Genomic DNA, 20,835 nt, shown 5'->3' on the forward strand with positions numbered 1-20,835 from the left:
GTCCGTATTATTATTTGGCATTGTTTTTGTGTTTTTATCGAACAGATGTTTTATTCTTAATGAAGAATCGATTAACTTTGCGAACGTTTTATGCTCGCTGATATGACATAAACTAATTTATACGAAATGAAGAAAGAAAGATATTTAAGAGAGATGGATGACCAGAATGATAACGCATTTTCATTGATTGCCGATTTTGACGGAAATGAAGATCAAGTGTTTGATATTAAGGTTGGTGAAACTCTTCCGGTTCTCCCCCTCCGTAATATGGTATTGTTTCCCGGAGTATTTATGCCTGTTTCTGTAGGTAGAAAATCATCTTTGAGATTGGTGAGGGAAGCTGATAAGAAAAAATCCTATATTGCAGTAGTTTGCCAGAAAATGGCAGAAACAGACGAACCGGCATTCGAAGATTTGCATCCAATCGGAACGATAGGTAAGATTGTACGTGTGCTTGAAATGCCTGACCAGACGACAACAGTCATTATCCAAGGGATGAAACGCCTGGAGTTGAAGAACATTACAGAAACACATCCATACCTGAAAGGAGAAGTGAACATTATCGACGAAGAGATACCTTCGAAAGACGATAAGGAGTTCCAGGCATTGGTAGAAACCTGCAAAGACCTAACAATACGATATATTAAGTCATCGGACTCTTTACATCAGGAATCGGCGTTTGCCATCAAGAACCTGACGAATCACATGTTCCTAGTAGATTTTATCTGCACAAATCTTCCATTAAAGAAGGACGAGAAAATAGAATTGTTACGCATCGATTCTTTGCGCGAACGTACCTATCGGTTACTTGAAATTTTGAACCGCGAGGTACAACTGGCCGAAATTAAAGCATCTATCCAGATGCGTGCTCGTGAAGATATTGACCAGCAACAGCGTGAATATTTTCTGCAACAGCAGATAAAAACCATTCAGGATGAATTGGGTGGTGGAGGCCAGGAACAGGAAATAGAGGAAATGCGTCAGAAAGCGGAACACATGAAGTGGAGTTCCGAGGTGCATGAGACTTTTCTGAAAGAATTGGCTAAACTGGAACGTACTCATCCTCAATCACCTGATTACAGTGTGCAGTTAAATTATCTGCAGACGATGCTTAATCTTCCGTGGGGAGTATATACCACTGACAATCTGAATCTGAAGAATGCGGAAAAGACTCTTAATAAAGATCATTACGGTCTGGAAAAGGTGAAAGAGCGTATTCTGGAACATTTGGCGGTACTGAAGTTGAAAGGTGACATGAAGTCTCCTATTATCTGTTTATATGGTCCTCCGGGAGTCGGTAAGACGTCATTGGGTAAATCCATTGCCGCTGCATTGAAACGGAAATATATCCGTATGTCATTGGGAGGTGTGCACGATGAAGCGGAAATCCGCGGACATCGTAAAACTTATATCGGTGCAATGCCGGGACGTATCATCAAAAACTTGATAAAAGCCGGATCTTCTAATCCGGTGTTTATTTTGGACGAGATTGATAAAGTAAGTGCCGATCGTCAGGGAGATCCTTCTTCTGCTTTGCTTGAAGTGCTTGATCCGGAGCAGAATACGGCTTTCCATGATAATTTTCTGGATGTGGATTATGACTTGTCTAAAGTGATGTTTATCGCTACGGCAAACAATTTAAATACTATTCCGGGACCATTGCTCGACCGTATGGAGTTAATCGAAGTAAGTGGTTATATCACCGAGGAAAAAGTGGAGATCGCACGGAAACATTTAGTGCCGAAAGAATTGGAAGCAAACGGTATGAAGAAAACCGATATCAAGATTCCCAAAGACACCTTGGAGGCTATTATCGAATCATATACACGTGAAAGCGGTGTGCGCGAACTGGAAAAGAAGATCGGTAAGATCCTTCGTAAGTCCGCCCGTCAATATGCTACGGATGGTTTCTTTTCCAAAACCGAAATTAAACCGGCTGATTTGTACGACTTCCTGGGGGCTCCGGAATATACACGTGATAAATATCAGGGCAACGATTATGCCGGTGTGGTAACAGGTTTGGCATGGACAGCTGTAGGAGGTGAGATCTTGTTTGTCGAAACCAGCTTGAGCCGTGGCAAAGGCGGTCGTCTTACTTTAACCGGAAATTTGGGTGAAGTAATGAAAGAGTCTGCAATGTTGGCACTTGAATATATCAAAGCACACGCTTCACTTCTGAATCTGAATGAAGAAATCTTTGATAACTGGAATATTCATGTCCATGTTCCCGAAGGAGCTATTCCCAAAGACGGTCCTTCGGCAGGTATCACAATGGCTACTTCATTGGCTTCTGCTTTGACACAGCGTAAAGTAAAGGCTAACCTGGCTATGACCGGCGAGATTACCTTACGTGGTAAGGTGCTTCCGGTGGGTGGTATTAAAGAGAAGATTCTGGCTGCTAAACGTGCCGGTATCAAAGAGATCATCATGAGTGCCGAAAATAAAAAGAATATTGACGAAATACAGGATATATATCTGAAAGGACTGACTTTCCATTATGTGAATGATGTAAAAGAAGTTTTTGCTATTGCGTTGACCCAGGAGAAGGTTGCCGATGCCATTGATTTATCCGTAAAGAAAGCCAGCCAGGAATGACATTCGAACTACAATATACAGACGCAAAAAGTAATGCCCGTGCCGGTCTGATCACGACAGCCCACGGGCAAATACAAACCCCTATATTTATGCCGGTAGGTACAATCGGCAGTGTGAAAGGAGTACATCAGACTGAATTGAAAGAGGATATTCAAGCTCAGATTATTCTGGGAAATACGTATCACCTTTATTTGCGTCCGGGACTGGAGGTGCTCGAGAAGGCCGGTGGGTTGCATAAGTTCAATGGATTTGATCGTCCGATGCTGACCGATAGCGGTGGTTTTCAGGTGTTTTCTTTATCCGGAATTCGTAAATTGCGTGAAGAAGGAGCTGAATTCCGTTCACATATCGATGGAAGTAAGCATATCTTCACTCCCGAAAAAGTAATGGACATCGAACGTATTATCGGTGCCGACATTATGATGGCATTTGATGAGTGTCCGCCGGGAGATTCGGATTATGAATATGCCAAAAAGTCATTGGGATTGACGCATCGCTGGCTTGACCGTTGTATTCAACGGTTCAACGAGACGGAACCTAAATATGGCTACAATCAGTCTTTGTTTCCAATTGTGCAAGGATGCGTATATCCTGATTTACGTAAACAATCCGCAGAGTATATAGCTTCTAAAGGTGCAGATGGCAATGCCATAGGCGGACTCGCTGTAGGCGAGCCTGTAGACAAGATGTACGAGATGATAGAGTTAGTGAATGAAATACTTCCGAAGGACAAACCTCGTTATCTGATGGGTGTGGGCACGCCGGTTAATATTCTTGAGGGCATTGAACGTGGAGTTGACATGTTCGACTGTGTAATGCCTACCCGTAACGGGCGAAATGGAATGTTGTTTACGAAAGATGGTATCATGAATATGCGTAATAAAAAATGGGAAGCAGACTTCTCTCCTATTGAGGCTGATGGTGCTTCGTATGTGGACACGTTGTACAGTAAAGCATATCTGCGCCATTTGTTTCATGCTCAGGAACTGTTGGCCATGCAGATAGCATCTATCCATAATCTGGCGTTTTATTTGTGGTTGGTGGGAGAAGCACGCAAGCACATTATTGCAGGGGACTTTTCAACCTGGAAACCTATGATGGTGAAAAGAGTGTCAACAAGACTATAAACTTATGAGAAGCAATCGGTTTATTAAACGCCTGGACTTGTATATCATCAAGAAATTCTTGGGGACATACGTGTTTGCTATTGCATTGATTATTTCTATTGCAGTAGTATTTGACTTTAACGAGAAAATGGATAAGTTTATGGAGCGAAGTGCACCGTGGTCGGCTATCATCTTCGATTACTACATGAACTTCATTCCTTATTTCGCAAATCTGTTCAGTCCGTTGTTCGTATTTATTGCTGTCATATTCTTTACTTCAAAGTTGGCCGAGAACTCTGAGATTATTGCGATGTTCTCTACCGGTATGAGTTTTAAACGCATGCTACGTCCTTATATGATATCGGCCGGTATCATTGCGATCTCTACCTTTATATTAGGATCGTATGTTATCCCGAAGGGAAGTGTGACGCGTTTGGATTTTGAAGATAAATACGTAAAGAAAAAAAAGACTACTTATGTACATAACATACAGTTGGAGATCGACACAGGCGTGATTGCTTATATTGATAATTATCAGGATTATAACAAAACGGGAAACCGCTTTTCGCTGGATAAGTTTGTAGATAAGAAGCTGGTGTCTCATTTGACCGCCCGCAGTATAACTTATGACACTACAGCTGTTAATAAATGGACGATCAAGGATTATATGATTCGTAATCTGGACGGATTGAAGGAGACAATTATCCGTGGGGATAAACTGGACTCCATCATACCGATGGAACCTGCCGATTTTATGATCATGCGTAATCAACAGGAAATGCTGACCAGTCCGCAATTAAGCGCTTATATTGATAAACAGCGCCAAAGAGGCATCGCTAATATCAAAGAGTTCGAGATCGAGTATCATAAGCGGATCGCCATGTCATTTGCATCGTTTATCCTGACTGTAATCGGAGTATCTCTTTCTTCAAGAAAAACAAAAGGGGGAATGGGGTTACATTTGGGAATCGGGCTTGGTTTGAGTTTCTCATACATCCTGTTCCAGACCGTAGCATCCACTTTCGCAGTGAATGGAAATATGCCTCCGGTGATCGCAATGTGGATTCCTAACTTACTATATGCACTGATTGCATTTTACTTATATAGAAAGGCTCCCAAATAATGGAGTGCATCTGAATATGAAAGGTCTAAAAATAAGAATTTCCGCCTGCTCCTGTGAAATCACAAGTGCGGGCGGAATTTTTTGTTGTATTCATTTCCTCTTTTGTCTCGTTCCCAAGACCGAAGTCCTGTAGGGAACCCCCACTCTCTTCTTACGCCTTAAAATCAACCTTTGATTTTGTTTGCATAAGCAGAAAGTTCTGCAGCAGAGATGTTTTTGGCTATAATCACACCATTTCCATCCAATAAATAGTTAGTGAAACCCCGGTTCAAACGGTATTTCTTAAACAAGCCGGAGCTTTCGCCTTTAGTTTCCACGAAACAGGTGGGCGTAACTATTTGGTCCTTACGAATGGTTTCTTTAAATACCGACTGGTACTCGTCAAACGAAACGGAAACCATTTCCACATCTTGAGAAGTTGATCGAAGCGCATTGCTTAAACTTGCGTTTTGCATCCGGGACTGCGCATCATAACTTGCCCAGAAACTAAGCAGCACATATTTACCTTTCAAATCGGTTAAATCAAGATTGTGCTGTACATCTGACGTAGTTTCGATTCTGAAATCAGGGGCTACGTCACCCACGTTCAAACCTCCGGTGGGTTTGTCTTTTTCTACGAAAGAAGTCAAGGAACTAATTAGTAATACAACAAAAATCCATTTTACATGCCTCATGTAATTCGGTTTTAGTTAATACTATCCGGGACTGTCCTCTAAACAGTGGTCTCTCCCCGAAACATCGTCTTTTTAGGCACAACAGAGAGGAATCTGTTGACTGTCAAGGCCTTTAATTCAGAAACCGGGTGCAAAGGTAAGTAAATATTATTTCAACTTCCAAATAAACAAGTAAATTTCTCACTTTTTAGGTGCAGTTTTTTATGTTATTTAGCATAAATACTGGGAATTTTCTCCTACTTTTGCAGGATACTTAATGAACAATCCGCTATGCAACCATCAAAAACAGAACTAATTCTGATCCGTATCACCGGTGAAGATCGTCCGGGACTCACAGCTTCCGTAACAGAAATATTGGCAAAATACGATGCTACTATTTTGGATATTGGTCAGGCAGACATTCATAATACTCTTTCGTTGGGTATTCTTTGTATGACTGAGGAGCAACTTTCGGGATTTATGATGAAAGAGTTACTTTTCAAAGCATCTTCTTTGGGAGTGACTATTCGTTTCTATCCAATTTCTGCGGAAGAATACGAAAGCTGGGTAAATCTGCAGGGTAAGAACCGTTATATTCTTACTTTGTTGGGACGTAAGCTCACTGCTCGTCAGATTGCAGCGGTAACCCGTATCTTAGCTGAACAGGACATGAATATTGATGCCATCAAACGTCTGACCGGACGTATTCCATTGGACGAAAGGAAAATGCACACTCGTGCTTGCATTGAGTTTTCAGTTCGTGGTACCCCCCGGGATAAAGAAGCTATGCAGGGACAATTGATGAAGTTGGCCAGTGAACTTGAAATGGACTTCTCTTTCCAGCTCGACAATATGTATCGTCGTATGCGTCGTCTAATCTGTTTTGATATGGATTCTACCTTAATAGAAACCGAAGTGATTGACGAGTTGGCTATGCGTGCAGGTGTAGGGGCCGAAGTAAAAGCAATCACCGAACGTGCCATGCGCGGGGAGATTGACTTTACGGAAAGCTTTCGCGAACGGGTTGCATTGTTGAAGGGGCTGGACGAGTCTGTTATGCAAGAGATTGCCGAGAGTTTACCAATTACCGAAGGAGTCGATCGTCTGATGTATGTACTGAAGAAATATGGTTATAAAATTGCTATTCTTTCGGGAGGCTTTACCTATTTCGGACAATACTTGCAGAAAAAATATGGTGTTGATTATGTATATGCTAATGAACTTGAAATAGTCGATGGCAAACTGACAGGCCGTTATCTGGGAGATGTAGTGGATGGAAAGCGCAAGGCGGAATTGCTCCGGCTGATTGCTCAGGTAGAAAAAGTGGATATTGCTCAAACCATTGCTGTGGGTGACGGAGCCAATGATTTGCCAATGTTGGGGATTGCAGGTCTTGGCATAGCCTTTCATGCAAAGCCTAAAGTAGTAGCCAATGCCAAGCAGTCTATTAATACAATTGGGCTTGATGGGGTACTCTATTTTCTGGGCTTTAAAGACTCATATCTGAATATGTAAGAGTGGGAATAATAAAAGAACCCGAAAAATTTGTACTACGTAGTGAATTTTCTATCTTTGCGAGCAAATAAAAAGAAACGATGAAGTTTTCCGAATTACAATTAAATGACAATGTACTTGAAGCACTCGACGCTATGCGTTTTGAGGAATGTACTCCCATACAAGAACAAGCGATTCCTGTAATACTTGAAGGTAGAGATTTAATAGCAGTAGCGCAAACGGGAACCGGAAAGACGGCTGCCTTTTTGTTGCCTATATTGAATAGATTGTCCGAAGGCGGACACCCGGAGGATGCTATTAACTGTGTGATCATGTCCCCTACTCGTGAACTGGCTCAGCAAATAGACCAGCAAATGGAAGGATTTTCTTATTTTATGCCTGTTTCAAGTGTAGCTGTCTATGGTGGAAATGACGGGATACTTTTCGAACAACAGAAGAAAGGCTTGATGCTCGGGGCTGATGTGGTTATAGCTACACCGGGACGCTTGATTGCACATCTGAGTTTGGGTTACGTTGATTTATCCCAAGTTTCTTATTTTATTCTGGATGAAGCGGATCGCATGCTTGATATGGGCTTTTATGAAGATATAATGCAGATTGTAAAATACTTGCCTAAGGAACGTCAGACCATTATGTTTTCTGCTACCATGCCCTCCAAGATACAGCAATTGGCCAATACTATTCTTAATAATCCGGCGGAGGTCAAACTGGCAGTATCAAAACCGGCTGAAAAAATCGTTCAGGCTGCCTATGTTTGTTACGAGAATCAGAAATTAGGCATTGTACGAAGTCTCTTTGCGGAGGAAGTTCCTGAAAGAGTGATCATCTTTGCATCTTCCAAATTAAAGGTAAAGGAGGTTGCAAAAGCCTTGAAAATGATGAAATTGAATGTCGGAGAGATGCATTCGGATCTTGAGCAGGCACAACGTGAGTTTATTATGCATGAGTTCAAATCGGGACGTATTAATATTCTGGTTGCTACGGACATCGTATCCAGAGGTATTGATATTGATGATATCCGTTTAGTCATCAATTTCGACGTACCGCATGACAGTGAGGATTATGTACACCGCATTGGACGTACTGCGCGTGCAAATAATGATGGAGTCGCTCTTACGTTTGTTAATGAAAAAGAACAGACAAACTTTAAAAATATCGAGAACTTTCTTGAGAAGGAAATTTATAAGATTCCTGTACCTTCAGAATTAGGAGAAGCACCTCAATATAACCCTCGTTCGAATAATAGTGGCGGAAGAGGAGGAAGAAACTTTCGGAATGGAGGTAGAAGAAACAGTAATGGGGGACGCTCTGCATCACCCAGATCGGGCAGAAAATAAGCGTACGCTTTCTGCCCCCTACCCTTTTTTTCTAAAATATGTCTCTTTGATATCTTTTACAATCAGATGCTTATTTGTATTTAGCAGCTGCTATATTCAATTGTCCATTAAAGCTAATGGTCAAATTCACAAGATTGCATACCGGACTTTCCGGAATGCAAACTAAGGCTTGGTAATGATAACCTGTGCGATCAATTCCTGTAAAATTCATATCGGACAAAATGGCTTGTTGCAAAAAGTCCGCAGGAATCACATCAACAAACATTTGTTTGGTGATATCTTTGGCATATAGACTCTTTTTGCCTTCATACACACATATATGCATCACGTTATCATAGTAAATGTTGTCCATACTGATACCATCGTCTGAATATGTTGTTTTCACTACTTTCATTTGTGACGGATTAATGTATACGTAGGCTCTGTAACGGACACCATCGTATATTACTACACTATCTTTTTTAGTAACTTCCGTATAAGTTGGGATAACTTCTGCAGATTTGCGAGAGAAGACCAATGTATCATTCGGATCTTCTGATTTATGCAACTTGACAATGTTGTCAGCCAGAGAATGAAACCAAAAAGAGTATTCACTCTGTTTGTCAATCTGGTATCGGGTTATATCTTTGCCATATGTATAAAGAGTATCTTTTAAAACCTTGAAGTAAACCGGAGTGCTCTGAGTGTCGGCATAATATATAGTATCTCCGATTATGCGCATCAGGGGAGTTTCTGTTTCATCATCAAGCCAAATGCCTTGGAGGATTTCTTTAGCTTTGGGGTCTTCATTGTCTTTAGAGGGCTGTTGTCCTTTGCCATTATTGCATGCTACGAATAAGACCATCAGTAACAATGTTGCAATGTACTTTATCATCTGTTTAATTTTGTGCAAAATTACTCATTTATATCGATAAAGATATAAAAAGGAGCTGAAAAGTAAGTCGGGGATTACAAAAAAACTCCTGACTTTTCAGCTCCGTTATTACTTTTTTGAGGATATGGATATTGGATATTATTTACCGATGCAGTGGTAAATAAAGCCTTGTTCCTCCATTTCTTTTTTATCATAAATGTTACGACCGTCCATGACTACCTGTTGTGACATTGTCTTTCTCACAACAGCCCATGAAGGCAGACGGAATTCTTTCCATTCGGTAACCAGCATCAGCGCATCGGCATCCAAAACGGCATCGTACATGTCGCGTGCATAATATATGGAGTCGCCGATCCGCCTTTTACACTCATCTGCTGCTGCCGGATCATAAGCACGTACGTGACATCCTGCTTTAAGCAACTTATCAATTAATACCAGCGCAGGTGCTTCACGCATGTCATCTGTTTCGGGTTTGAATGCCAGTCCCCATAATGCAATGGTTTTGCCTTTCAGGTTTCCATTGAACTGTTTTACTAACTTATCGAATAACAGGCTTTTTTGAGCTTCATTCACATCCTCTACAGCCCGTAATACCCGCATTTGATATCCATTCTGTTCAGCCGTTTTAATCAAAGCCTTTACATCTTTTGGAAAACATGATCCGCCATAACCGATGCCCGGATAGAGGAATTTACGTCCGATACGGGTATCTGAACCGATACCACTGCGTACCATATTGACATCGGCCCCTACCAATTCACACAAGTTCGCAATGTCGTTCATGAAACTGATCCGGGTAGCTAACATTGAGTTGGCAGCATATTTAGTCATCTCAGCAGAAGGAATGTCCATGAATATCACACGAAAGTTATTTAGCATAAACGGTTTGTAAAGCTTGGTCATTAGTTTCTCTGCACGTTCCGACTCGACGCCAATGACAACACGGTCAGGACTCATAAAATCATTAACAGCATTACCTTCTTTCAGGAATTCAGGATTCGAAGCCACATCAAATTCTATTTTGGCTCCCCGTTTGTCCAGTTCTTCCTGAATGGCAGTACGAACTTTACAGGCTGTACCTACGGGTACGGTACTCTTGGTAACTACCAGTTTATATTTTTTCATGTTCTGTCCGATAGTGCGTGCTACTGCAAGTACGTAACTCAAGTCGGCACTTCCGTCTTCATCGGGAGGGGTTCCAACAGCGGAAAACACCACTTCTACATCATCCAGGCAGCTTTCCAATGAAGTTGTAAACTTCAGTCTTCCAGCTCTGGTATTACGGATAACCATTTCTTCCAACCCATTTTCATAAATGGGAATAATACCTTTTTTAAGTGCTTCTATTTTTTCGTTGTTCGTGTCAACACAAGTGACATCCACACCTATTTCTGCAAAACAGGTTCCTGTGACCAAACCTACGTATCCGGTTCCGACAATTGCAATTTTCATATTCTTTTGATTATTGAGGGTTTCTATTCAAAATACTCTGCTGCTCGGAAATTTCCTGCCTGCCGGTCTTTTTCCGACATGACGAGTTGTGAATCGGCAATAGGCCAGTCGATGCCTAATGCCGGATCATTGTATATTATGGAGGCTTCCGCCTGAGGAGCATATATATTATCTACTTTATAAGTAAAAACGGCCTCTTCGCTTTTCACCAGAAATCCATGAGCAAAACCACGAGGAATAAAAAGCTGGCGCTTATTGTCATCACTTAGCAATACGCTGATATGTTTTCCGAACGTGGGAGACGATTTTCTTAAATCAACAGCTACATCCAAAACTTCGCCTTTAATGACGCGTACCAGTTTAGCTTGGCAATAGTCTCCTTTCTGATAATGGAGTCCGCGCAACGTGCCGAATGAAGATTTGGATTCATTATCCTGTATAAAATTTATCTGCCCGATAGTAGCATCAAACTCTTGCTGCTTAAATGCTTCCATGAAATATCCGCGCGGATCAGAAAAAATCTTCGGTTCAATGATCCACACACCATCTATTTCTGTTTGTATATAATTCATTCGTTTCTAATGATATTATTAAGTAGCGCAAAAGTAGGCATTTTTTCTAATATGACAGGTATAGATAGATAAGAAAGGAAGGTTGAGTTTAGCATTTGTTAATAATAAAATGTGCAGTTTTATGGCATATCTTGAATTAATCTGTTAATTTTGCACACATGATTGAATTGGCACAGCATATTGAAGTATTATTATTGGAGAATGATTGTGTAATTATTCCCGGATTTGGTGGATTTATCGCTCACTACGCTCCTGCTATGAGAGTGGCTGAAGAAAATATATTTCTCCCTCCTACCCGTGTTATCGGTTTCAATCCCCAATTGAGGTTGAATGACGGAGTATTAGTGCAATCATATATGGCTGTGTATGATACCAATTTCTCGGATGCCACAAAAATGGTGGAAAGAGAAGTGGCAGAGCTTATTGCCGTTCTCCATGAAGAAGGAAAAACTGATTTACCTAATATTGGAGAAATCCGTTATACTATTCATAACACTTACGAGTTTATTCCATACGACAATAAAATTACTACTCCTTATCTTTACGGACTCGATTCGTTTGAGATAAAAGAGTTAACGTCTTTACGACGTCCGGAAAGAGAGAAAATTCTTCCGCTCATTCCTAAAGAAAAGAAAAATCGTGAAATCAGCGTAAACTGGGCATTTTTAAGAAATGCAGTAGCAATGATTGCTGCGGTTACATTGTTTTTTCTAATGTCTACTCCTGTCCAAAATACATATGTAGAAAAGGGTAATTATGCTCGATTGCTTCCTACTGATTTGTTTGAGAAGATAGAAAAACAATCGGTAGCAATGACTCCGGTTATGCTGAAAGCAAACGTTGCTACTCCACAAGCTAAACCGGTAACTACAAAGAAGAAAACGACGACTGTCTATAAAGCGTCTGTAACAAAACCGGTTGCAGTAAAAGAAGTAAAAGTTGCCCATCCGGAAAAGCCAATGAAAACAGCTGATGCAAAGGTTACAGAAGCTTCTTTTCCATATCATATAATCATAGCCAGTGTAGCTAATACCAAGGATGCTGAGTTAATGGCTGCCGAATTGAAAACTAAAGGTTATGCAGGTGCCAGTGTATTGACAGGTGACGGCAAAATTCGTGTTAGCATAATGTCATGTGCCAATCGTGAAGACGCTAACCGTCAATTGTTGAAATTAAGAGAGAACGAGGCTTATAAGAATGCCTGGATGCTGGCTAAATAAATATTTTTATAATGAAAAGAATTCTTTGCCCTAAGTGTGAAAATTACCTTTCTTTTGATGAAACCAAATATAGCGAAGGCCAATCATTGGTTTTTGTATGTGAACATTGTGGTAAACAGTTTAGTATCCGACTGGGAAAGAGCAAAATAAAAGCTTCCCGTAAGGAAGAGAAGTTGGACGAGGAGGTATATAAAGAAGGATATGGCTGTATCGTCGTGATTGAGAACGTATTTGGTTTCAAACAAGTCCTACCCCTGCAGGAAGGTGATAACATCATTGGGCGTCGATGTATCGGTACAAATATCAATACTCCGATTGAAACCGGCGATATGAGTATGGACAGACGTCACTGCATTATCAATGTAAAACGTAACAAGCAGGGGGAATTAGTTTATACTTTACGTGATGCCCCGAGTCTGACAGGTACTTTTCTTATGAACGAAATTTTGGGTGATAAAGACCGTATTCGTATTGAAGACGGAGCTATCATTACTATTGGAGCTACTACTATTATTCTCCGTTCTGCAAGAAAAAGAGAGGAAATCTGAATTCTCAATAGAGTATGAACAGTGATATACTTTTCATGCTAATGATCTGAAAAACAATATTTTTAGGAAGTTAATATCGTAAAGGCAGGAAGTTAACTTCTTGCAAACAAGATATTAACTTTCTATCCTTTATGAAGTTAATATCTTACCCCTCCCTTTAAAAAAGTGTTTTTCCCATATTATTTTAAAGTTTAAATTCATAAATATCTGGTTTGTCTTTGCATCTCTAAGTAATTTTTTTAATTTTGTGTTCGATAACGATAAATAAAATCGAAATATAAATAGAATATATTGTATTTATAATCAACAATATACCTTGGCTTTAATACAAATAACTATTCTGTACAATAAAAACACAAAGAAATGAAAAAATTTATGGGTAAGAACTTCCTGCTGCAAACAGAAACGGCTCAGGAATTATATCACGAACATGCATCTAAGATGCCGATTATTGATTATCACTGTCATTTAGTTCCCCAGATGGTAGCGGACGATTACCAGTTTAAATCTATAACCGAAATCTGGCTCGGTGGTGATCATTATAAATGGCGTGCCATGCGCTCAAATGGTGTGGAGGAGCGTTTTTGTACAGGAAAAGACACATCAGATTGGGAAAAATTTGAGAAATGGGCGGAAACAGTTCCATATACCTTACGTAATCCTTTATATCACTGGACTCATTTGGAATTGAAAACAGCATTTGGTATTGATAAAATATTGAACCCCAAAACAGCACGTGAAATTTATGATGAATGTAACGATAAACTGGCTTCTCCAGAATATTCTGCCCGTGGAATGATGCGTCGCTATCATGTGGAAGTCGTTTGTACGACCGATGATCCTATCGATTCATTGGAGTATCACATTAAAACACGTGAAAGTGGATTTGAAATAAAGATGTTACCCACTTGGCGGCCGGATAAAGTGATGGCTGTAGAAATACCATCAGACTTTCGTGCTTATGTTGAAAAACTATCGGAAATAAGTGAGGTCGATATCTCTGATTTTGACGATATGATAACAGCCTTGCGTAAACGCCACGATTACTTTGCCGATCAGGGATGTAAGCTGTCTGATCATGGAATCGAAGAATTTTATGCTGAAGAGTATACGGATAGCGAGATTAAAGCTATTTTCAATAAAATTTATGGTGGATCTGAACTAACAAAAGAGGAGGTTCTGAAATTTAAATCGGCTATGTTGATTATACTGGGTGAAATGGATTGGGAGAAGGGATGGACACAACAATTTCACTATGGTGCAATTCGCAATAACAACAGTCGGATGTTTAAATTGCTGGGACCTGATACTGGGTTTGATTCCATTGGTGAGTTTATGACCGCTAAAGCAATGAGTAAATTTCTGGACCGTCTGAATTCAAAAGGTAGACTGGCCAAAACAATTCTATATAATCTGAATCCTTGTGCAAATGAAATGATTGCTACTATGATAGGTAATTTTCAGGATGGCAGTATCCCCGGAAAAATTCAGTTTGGATCGGGGTGGTGGTTTCTTGATCAGAAGGATGGAATGGAAAAACAATTGAACGCCCTTTCTTTACTTGGATTGTTGAGTCGCTTTGTAGGAATGCTGACGGATTCTCGTTCTTTCCTCTCCTACCCTCGTCATGAGTACTTCCGCCGTACATTGTGTAATCTATTGGGGCGTGATGTGGAAAGCGGTGAAATACCGGCATCTGAGATGGACCGTGTCTGTCAGATGGTTAAAGATATCAGCTATTTTAATGCTAAAAACTTTTTTCAGTTTTAATTACCTGTTTATTTAACTGTTATAATAAATTAAGTCGGAAACTGGTTCTCCAAGCCTTTTTCCGGCTTTTATTTCATGAGTGGCTGGTCGGATTGGCAAAAAATCTTATCTTTGCGTTCGATTATCAATTAAAAAAAGAAAAACATAAATGAACAATTCCCCTCAGCCTGCTGCTAAAGGGTTCACAAGAGCCTTTTATGTCAGCAACACAGTCGAACTGTTTGAACGCATGGCTTACTATGCCGTGTTTATCGTTCTCACTATTTATCTATCTACAATTTTAGGTTTTAATGATTTTGAAGCAAGTATGATTTCCGGCCTTTTTTCCGGTGGATTATACTTGCTTCCTATTTTTACCGGAGCATATGCCGATAAAATCGGTTTTCGCAAATCAATGCTTGTTGCTTTTTCATTATTGACAGCCGGATACTTGGGCCTGGGAGTATTACCCACGTTACTTGAAAGCGGCGGATTAGTGACTTATGGAGAAAGCACTCATTTCGATGGACTGACGGATAGTGCCTCCCGTTGGTTGATAGTCCCGGTTCTATTTATAATTATGATAGGCGGCGCATTTATTAAATCGGTTATTTCAGCTTCTGTTGCCAAGGAAACAACTGAAGCGACTCGGGCACGCGGATATTCTATTTTTTATATGATGGTTAATATCGGTGCCTTTACCGGTAAAACGGTTATCGATCCTCTACGGAATGTTATTGGTGACCAAGCTTATATCTATATTAACTATTTCTCAGGAGTCATGACTCTCATCGCTTTGTTGGCTGTTTTCTTTTTGTATAAATCGACTCATACCGTAGGAGAAGGAAAGAGTATGCGTGAGATCGGACAAGGTTTCTTGCGTATTGTCACTAATTGGCGTTTGCTGATCTTAATCCTTATTATTACGGGATTCTGGATGGTACAACATCAGCTTTATGCTACAATGCCTAAGTATGTTATTCGCATGGCTGGTGAAACTGCAAAACCGGGGTGGATTGCCAATGTAAATCCTTTTGTCGTTGTTTGTTGTGTGAGCTTTGTGACTCGCTGGATGGCCAGACGAAGTGCTATCACTTCGATGAATATTGGTATGTTTCTGATTCCGATATCAGCGCTGTTGATGGCATGTGGTAATCTCTTGGGCAATGAAGTTATCTCGGGAATGAGTAATATTACGTTGATGATGATTGCCGGCATCGTGGTACAAGGCTTGGCAGAATGCTTTATTTCTCCGCGTTATCTGGAATATTTCTCTTTACAAGCTCCTAAAGGTGAAGAAGGCATGTACTTAGGTTTTAGCCATCTTCACTCTTTTTTGTCTTCTATTTTTGGCTTTGGGCTCGCAGGGGTGCTGCTGACCAAGTATTGTCCGGATCCTGCCCTGTTTGAATCCAGAGAAGCTTGGGAAGCCGCCAGTGTAAATGCTCATTACATCTGGTATTACTTTGCAGCAATCGGTTTGATTGCAGCAATTGCATTGCTTATTTTTGCAAAAATCACCGATTTCATCGATAAAAAGAAGAAAGCTAACACCTGATTGTTTCCTTTTTTATGTATATTTGCCGTCACTTTGCCATAAAAGTTGACGGCAATTTGCATTTAAAAGAAGAGAATAATAATGAAGATTAGATTTATAAGCCTGGCAAGTGGCAGTAGCGGAAACTGTTATTATCTGGGTACCGAAAAATACGGCATACTCATTGATGCAGGTATCGGAATTCGTACCATAAAAAAAACGTTGAGAGATATAAATGTGACGATGGATTCGATACGCGCAGTGTTTATAACGCATGATCATGCTGATCATATCAAAGCTGTGGGGCATTTAGGTGAGAAGTTGAATATTCCGGTATATACCACAGCACGTATACATGCGGGGATTAATAAAAGTTATTGTATGACAGAAAAATTGCATGCTTCTGTACGCTATCTGGAGAAAGAAGAGCCTATGCAATTGGAAGACTTCCGCATTGAATCTTTTGAAGTTCCACATGACGGAACAGACAATGTGGGTTATTGTATAGAAGTTGATGGTAAAGTCTTTTCTTTTCTAACAGATTTGGGAGAGATTACTCCGACTGCTGCCCGATATATCTGTAAAGCCCATTATTTGATTCTTGAAGCTAATTATGATGAAGAAATGCTTCGTATGGGACCTTATCCTACATATCTGAAAGAACGTATTTCAAGTAGTACAGGCCATATGAGTAATGTAGATACTGCCGACTTTCTTGCTGAGAATATCACGGAACATCTTCGTTATATCTGGCTTTGTCATCTGAGCAAAGATAATAATCATCCGGAACTGGCTTATAAAACGGTTGAATGGAAATTAAAGAATAAAGGCGTCATTGTTGGGAAGGATGTGCAACTGCTTGCTTTAAAGAGAAATACGCCATCAGAGCTCTATGAATTTGAGTAAGTGTGAGAAAAAAAGAATAAAAAAAGATCCCTATTTGTTTTGCAATATGAAATAAAAGCCCTACTTTTGCAACCGCAAACGAGAAACAAGCACTCTTAGCTCAGCTGGTAGAGCAATTGACTCTTAATCAATGGGTCCAGGGTTCGAGTCCCTGAGGGTGTACAAAAGGAGATTATTTATAATCTCCTTTTTGTTTTTGTGACATTTTGAAATATTATCTTATCTTTGTCGCCGCAAAGAATAAAATTGATGAAAACAACTTATCTGTTTGACATACTTGTCGATTATTTGGAACTGGCTTAGCTACGGTTTCACCTTATTTTGATATGCCTTTTCTCGTAATGGTATATCTCATTCTTCTTTTCCTCCTGTATAAATGCAACAGAGGAATGATCTCATTCTTTATCTTATTTCAACTTTAATATGAATAATTGGAAGAAAAAGTTTATTATTATATGGACCGGGCAGCTATTCTCTATACTAAGTAGTTCTATTGCCCAGTTCTCTATTGTTTTGTGGATTAGTCTTAAAACTGGTTCTGCAGAAGTATTGTCATTTGCAACAATTGCTGCCCTATTGCCACAGGCGGTATTAGGTCCTTTTGCCGGTGTATTTGTCGATCGTTGGAATCGTAAGTGGACTATGATTGGAGCAGATAGCTTCGTCGCCCTTTGTTCCGGTATAATTGCATTGTTGTTTTATCTTGATACAGTTGAGCTATGGCATATATATTTTTTGCTTATGTTGCGCTCTGTTGGTGGTGCATTTCATACGCCTGCCATGAAATCGTCTGTGCCATTGCTGGCACCCGAGAAAGAGCTTATGCGCATTGCAGGTATCAATCAGGCGATTCAGTCAGTATGTAACATCGGTGGACCGGCTCTCGGGGCTATATTACTGCTTGCCTTCGACATGAGCCTTGTTATGCTTTTGGATGTATTTGGAGCCATAATAGCTTGTACAGCTTTACTTTTTGTGTATATTCCTAATCCTAAAAAAGAAAATGCTTCTGCTAAGAATGTGCTTTATGATATGCGAGATGGGTTTAATGTCATCATGCGCAACAAAGGAGTCAGTTGGGTTATGGTAACAGAAGTTCTTGTTACATTTTTTGTTATGCCTATGGTAGCTTTGATGCCATTGATGACCTTGAAGAATTTCTCGGGAACGGCATATCAGGTGAGTTTGATAGAGGCCCTTTTCGGTGCAGGCATGCTGGCCGGTGGTGCATTGCTGGGTGTTTGGAATCCTAAGATACGGAAAATTCTGCTGATTGCCACCTCTTACTTTTTACTCGGTCTGGCGTTGGCATTCTGTGGAGTGCTTCCGGCTGAAGGCTTTATCTATTTTGCCATACTAACAGTAGCACAGGGCATAGTTGTTCCGTTCTTTTCCGGACCTTTTACTTCATTGCTTCAAACTCAATTTGAACCGGCATATTTAGGACGGGTATTTTCACTTTTTGATAGCGTGAGCTTACTCCCCTCTATTATAGGGTTGTTTATTACGGGATTTGTTGCTGATAATCTGGGGATAGCCAATATTTTCATTTATTGCGGAATAGCAATTGTGCTTACCGCCGTTTTGATGATGTGTATTCCAGCCGTTAGGGATTTGGAAAGAAAAGGCAGGTAGAACGAATTTATTTATTATAAGTCATCCGTTTATGCTCACTGTTTATCTCTTGGGTTGTGAAGAGATAAACAGTGAGCATCTTATGAAATATAGTATAACCTGAATATATTAAAGACTATTGATTAGAAAATGAATTGGAATCTTCCCTGAACTACGCTGAAGTTTTGGTTGCTTATCTCTTTTATATTAGCTCCGGGTATCATATAGCTATAGTTTAATTTTACTCCGATGTATTTATTAATGTAATAATTAAGTCCAACGGAGATATCTTTTTGTTCTCCTCCCCAGATAGCAGCTTTTCCGTCATTAAGTGTTAGATAATTAAATCGGGAACAGAGCTCCAGGCTTTTTCCTTTCGGCCGGCCGGGACATGCGACTGATTCGTCATATAAATAAGTCTGACCGGCTAAAAGCCAAGAGCATTGAAGATAACCACCTTGTGCTACATAATTTTCAAATGCATCATCCCGCTTCACATGTGTGCGTATATATTCACTTTGCAGACAAAAACGGTGATAATAAACCAATAATTCGGTGCCAAACTTTATCTGATGTGTCGCATGGTCGACAGTGGCTGCAACAATGTTTCGGTTGTCAATCGTGCTCACTCCAGGAGATTTATAAGAAAATACGTTTTTGTCTTCTTCATTCAATGAACCGTCAGGAGTACGATAGATTGTTGCAAACCCTATATGGATAAGCTTCTCATTTTCAAATACCGGTCGATATACTATCCTGCCATCCAACGCATAGCCTTGTGAAACATTTTTCAGATTATTGACATCATTGTCGGTAAATGCCCCTCCCGACAAATAGTAACGTTTACTTCTATAGCTATATGCGACTCCCATTCGCCGACTGTTTGTCAAGGCAAGAACGACTCCGGGAGATTGATTAAAGCGAAGGTCGAAAGTACTACACAGCATTTCTAAGCTGAAGGGTTCATAAAATTGTCCAACCTGTATAGTGTGCTTTTTTTGTGTATACATTGCGTAAGCATCCTTGATTGCTGCTTTATTGCCCGTATAGCCTATTTCAACTTTCATATTCCAGTTTTGATAAGCAACTTTTGCGCTTATGCGAAGATCACCAAATTCCACTCCATTACCAAAATGGTTATCATTTTTAAGATATACGCCTCCATCCAGAAGCATTCGTCCTGTCACTTTACATTGTAGTTTGTCCGAGTTGGGCTGTGCCGAAGATAATAAAGCGTAAGATATGCCCAACAAGTAGGAAAAAGTGTGTTTTAGATATAAGTTCATTTGTTATTAGATTTTTAGCCTTGCTATTTATTTCGGATACAAAAATACATTAAAAGAAATATAGATGAAATGAATATTTATAATTTATTGATATATTGATTTTTTTTCATTAGAAGATTGTAATATAAATCTAATTAAATAGATACAGATAATTTTATAAATTATATATTATAAGAGGTATTATACATTTATCTGTTGAATTATAATAGTTTACGTAAATCGTACTATATAAAATGCTTTAATGTGCGATTAAAAAAACTTTTTTAAAACTTAATCTTTGACCGGAATATGTTTTTTCTTTACTAAATCTTAATTCGACGCTTCTTGGTCTAATATAGATTATTGTAAATGAGACAATTTATCATGTATGATTATTTATGAATGAATACTTAAAAAGATACAAGTGTTTCATTAGACAGAATAAAAGACATTCTTTAGACGAAAAAATTCCTTCAAACATTTGCAGTTTAAAAATAAAGGTTTACCTTTGCACCCGAAATCAAGAACGCTTGATAACATGCACTCTTAGCTCAGCTGGTAGAGCAATTGACTCTTAATCAATGGGTCCAGGGTTCGAGTCCCTGAGGGTGTACAAATGGTATTGAAAACCAGTAAGTTATAAGAATTACCCCTCTATTTACCCCTCTAATAGGGGTTGATGAGAGGATTTCTTGTTTAAGAGTAAGCCAAACCCTTACCGCTATGGATATGGTTTGGATACCTTGAAAACGCTTGCAAGCTTCAATGA

General features: G+C 39.7%; 16 protein-coding genes and 2 tRNA genes. 13 read left to right on the forward strand and 5 right to left on the reverse strand.

Annotated elements, in window-relative coordinates:
• The first annotated feature begins 126 nt into the window (after positions 1-126).
• Genes lon through QK890_RS01290 form a run of 3 tightly spaced genes read left to right on the forward strand, consistent with a single transcriptional unit; the run spans position 127 to position 4,824 of the window.
• A complete protein-coding gene (gene lon / locus QK890_RS01280; protein ID WP_032530004.1) occupies positions 127-2,595 on the forward strand; it encodes an endopeptidase La in 2,469 nt (822 codons plus the stop codon).
• On the forward strand, positions 2,592-3,722 hold the full coding sequence (tgt, locus tag QK890_RS01285) for a tRNA guanosine(34) transglycosylase Tgt (RefSeq protein WP_005806101.1): 1,131 nt from the start codon (positions 2,592-2,594) through the stop codon (positions 3,720-3,722). Before lon ends, tgt begins: the two co-directional genes overlap by 4 nt.
• 4 nt (positions 3,723-3,726) lie before the next feature.
• Positions 3,727-4,824 (forward strand): LptF/LptG family permease, encoded by a 1,098-nt coding sequence (locus QK890_RS01290; RefSeq protein ID WP_022011008.1) that lies wholly within the window; start codon positions 3,727-3,729, stop codon positions 4,822-4,824.
• Positions 4,825-4,988: 164 nt separating this feature from the next.
• Here the strand turns inward: QK890_RS01290 and QK890_RS01295 are convergent, their stop codons facing one another.
• Positions 4,989-5,498 carry a thioredoxin family protein gene (locus tag QK890_RS01295; RefSeq protein WP_005777789.1) on the reverse strand — a complete coding sequence of 170 codons (510 nt, stop codon included), beginning with the start codon at positions 5,496-5,498 and terminating at the stop codon, positions 4,989-4,991.
• Positions 5,499-5,768: 270 nt separating this feature from the next.
• Between QK890_RS01295 and serB the strand changes: the two genes are divergently transcribed.
• Positions 5,769-6,992: a phosphoserine phosphatase SerB gene (gene serB, locus QK890_RS01300; RefSeq protein WP_005777787.1), complete on the forward strand. Its 1,224-nt coding sequence runs from the start codon at positions 5,769-5,771 to the stop codon at positions 6,990-6,992.
• Positions 6,993-7,072: 80 nt separating this feature from the next.
• Positions 7,073-8,329 (forward strand): DEAD/DEAH box helicase, encoded by a 1,257-nt coding sequence (locus tag QK890_RS01305; protein WP_032539288.1) that lies wholly within the window; start codon positions 7,073-7,075, stop codon positions 8,327-8,329.
• A 70-nt stretch (positions 8,330-8,399) separates the two neighbouring features.
• On the opposite strand, the gene QK890_RS01310 is transcribed toward QK890_RS01305, so the two are convergent.
• The 3 genes from QK890_RS01310 to rfbC all read right to left on the reverse strand — a co-directional run bounded on the left by QK890_RS01310 (position 8,400) and on the right by rfbC (position 11,227).
• Positions 8,400-9,203: a DUF4738 domain-containing protein gene (locus QK890_RS01310; protein ID WP_220575603.1), complete on the reverse strand. Its 804-nt coding sequence runs from the start codon at positions 9,201-9,203 to the stop codon at positions 8,400-8,402.
• A 138-nt stretch (positions 9,204-9,341) separates the two neighbouring features.
• The gene (locus QK890_RS01315) at positions 9,342-10,655 is read right to left on the reverse strand and encodes a UDP-glucose/GDP-mannose dehydrogenase family protein (RefSeq protein WP_022011012.1); all 1,314 of its coding nucleotides are present in this window, start codon (positions 10,653-10,655) and stop codon (positions 9,342-9,344) included.
• A gap of 23 nt (positions 10,656-10,678) precedes the next feature.
• Positions 10,679-11,227, reverse strand: coding sequence for a dTDP-4-dehydrorhamnose 3,5-epimerase (gene rfbC, locus QK890_RS01320; RefSeq protein ID WP_022011013.1), 549 nt, complete (start codon positions 11,225-11,227; stop codon positions 10,679-10,681).
• A gap of 158 nt (positions 11,228-11,385) precedes the next feature.
• Between rfbC and QK890_RS01325 the strand changes: the two genes are divergently transcribed.
• The 7 genes from QK890_RS01325 to QK890_RS01355 all read left to right on the forward strand — a co-directional run bounded on the left by QK890_RS01325 (position 11,386) and on the right by QK890_RS01355 (position 18,822).
• Positions 11,386-12,447 carry an SPOR domain-containing protein gene (locus QK890_RS01325; RefSeq protein ID WP_032539289.1) on the forward strand — a complete coding sequence of 354 codons (1,062 nt, stop codon included), beginning with the start codon at positions 11,386-11,388 and terminating at the stop codon, positions 12,445-12,447.
• 11 nt (positions 12,448-12,458) lie between these two features.
• Positions 12,459-12,995, forward strand: a complete 537-nt coding sequence (locus QK890_RS01330; protein ID WP_032539290.1) for an FHA domain-containing protein — start codon at positions 12,459-12,461, stop codon at positions 12,993-12,995.
• 363 nt (positions 12,996-13,358) lie between these two features.
• On the forward strand, positions 13,359-14,765 hold the full coding sequence (gene uxaC / locus QK890_RS01335; RefSeq protein WP_032539291.1) for a glucuronate isomerase: 1,407 nt from the start codon (positions 13,359-13,361) through the stop codon (positions 14,763-14,765).
• A gap of 148 nt (positions 14,766-14,913) precedes the next feature.
• A complete protein-coding gene (locus tag QK890_RS01340) occupies positions 14,914-16,302 on the forward strand; it encodes an MFS transporter (protein WP_032539292.1) in 1,389 nt (462 codons plus the stop codon).
• An 81-nt stretch (positions 16,303-16,383) separates the two neighbouring features.
• The gene (locus QK890_RS01345) at positions 16,384-17,187 is read left to right on the forward strand and encodes an MBL fold metallo-hydrolase (protein ID WP_005777763.1); all 804 of its coding nucleotides are present in this window, start codon (positions 16,384-16,386) and stop codon (positions 17,185-17,187) included.
• An 89-nt stretch (positions 17,188-17,276) separates the two neighbouring features.
• Positions 17,277-17,349: transfer RNA gene (locus QK890_RS01350), tRNA-Lys, on the forward strand.
• A gap of 261 nt (positions 17,350-17,610) precedes the next feature.
• Positions 17,611-18,822, forward strand: a complete 1,212-nt coding sequence (locus QK890_RS01355) for an MFS transporter (protein WP_032530007.1) — start codon at positions 17,611-17,613, stop codon at positions 18,820-18,822.
• Between the two features lie 122 nt (positions 18,823-18,944).
• Here the strand turns inward: QK890_RS01355 and QK890_RS01360 are convergent, their stop codons facing one another.
• On the reverse strand, positions 18,945-20,087 hold the full coding sequence (locus tag QK890_RS01360) for an OprO/OprP family phosphate-selective porin (RefSeq protein ID WP_032539293.1): 1,143 nt from the start codon (positions 20,085-20,087) through the stop codon (positions 18,945-18,947).
• A gap of 519 nt (positions 20,088-20,606) precedes the next feature.
• On the opposite strand from QK890_RS01360, the gene QK890_RS01365 reads away from it, so the two are divergent.
• Positions 20,607-20,679: transfer RNA gene (locus QK890_RS01365), tRNA-Lys, on the forward strand.
• Positions 20,680-20,835: the final 156 nt, after the last annotated feature.

Source organism: Bacteroides sp. NGMCC 1.200775, assembly GCF_040798045.1.
GTDB classification, from domain to species: Bacteria; Bacteroidota; Bacteroidia; order Bacteroidales; family Bacteroidaceae; genus Bacteroides; species Bacteroides hominis.

What these genes read in the sequence shown, in the direction of transcription:
- QK890_RS01315 (WP_022011012.1), bottom strand. Translation starts at nt 10,655, where the DNA reads ATGAAAATTGCAATTGTCGGAACCGGATACGTAGGTTTGGTCACAGGA.
- QK890_RS01310 (WP_220575603.1), bottom strand. Translation starts at nt 9,203, where the DNA reads ATGATAAAGTACATTGCAACATTGTTACTGATGGTCTTATTCGTAGCA.
- tgt (WP_005806101.1), top strand. Translation starts at nt 2,592, where the DNA reads ATGACATTCGAACTACAATATACAGACGCAAAAAGTAATGCCCGTGCC.
- QK890_RS01330 (WP_032539290.1), top strand. Translation starts at nt 12,459, where the DNA reads ATGAAAAGAATTCTTTGCCCTAAGTGTGAAAATTACCTTTCTTTTGAT.
- QK890_RS01295 (WP_005777789.1), bottom strand. Translation starts at nt 5,498, where the DNA reads ATGAGGCATGTAAAATGGATTTTTGTTGTATTACTAATTAGTTCCTTG.
- QK890_RS01325 (WP_032539289.1), top strand. Translation starts at nt 11,386, where the DNA reads ATGATTGAATTGGCACAGCATATTGAAGTATTATTATTGGAGAATGAT.
- uxaC (WP_032539291.1), top strand. Translation starts at nt 13,359, where the DNA reads ATGAAAAAATTTATGGGTAAGAACTTCCTGCTGCAAACAGAAACGGCT.
- QK890_RS01345 (WP_005777763.1), top strand. Translation starts at nt 16,384, where the DNA reads ATGAAGATTAGATTTATAAGCCTGGCAAGTGGCAGTAGCGGAAACTGT.
- rfbC (WP_022011013.1), bottom strand. Translation starts at nt 11,227, where the DNA reads ATGAATTATATACAAACAGAAATAGATGGTGTGTGGATCATTGAACCG.
- serB (WP_005777787.1), top strand. Translation starts at nt 5,769, where the DNA reads ATGCAACCATCAAAAACAGAACTAATTCTGATCCGTATCACCGGTGAA.
- QK890_RS01340 (WP_032539292.1), top strand. Translation starts at nt 14,914, where the DNA reads ATGAACAATTCCCCTCAGCCTGCTGCTAAAGGGTTCACAAGAGCCTTT.
- QK890_RS01355 (WP_032530007.1), top strand. Translation starts at nt 17,611, where the DNA reads ATGAATAATTGGAAGAAAAAGTTTATTATTATATGGACCGGGCAGCTA.
- lon (WP_032530004.1), top strand. Translation starts at nt 127, where the DNA reads ATGAAGAAAGAAAGATATTTAAGAGAGATGGATGACCAGAATGATAAC.
- QK890_RS01290 (WP_022011008.1), top strand. Translation starts at nt 3,727, where the DNA reads ATGAGAAGCAATCGGTTTATTAAACGCCTGGACTTGTATATCATCAAG.
- QK890_RS01360 (WP_032539293.1), bottom strand. Translation starts at nt 20,087, where the DNA reads ATGAACTTATATCTAAAACACACTTTTTCCTACTTGTTGGGCATATCT.
- QK890_RS01305 (WP_032539288.1), top strand. Translation starts at nt 7,073, where the DNA reads ATGAAGTTTTCCGAATTACAATTAAATGACAATGTACTTGAAGCACTC.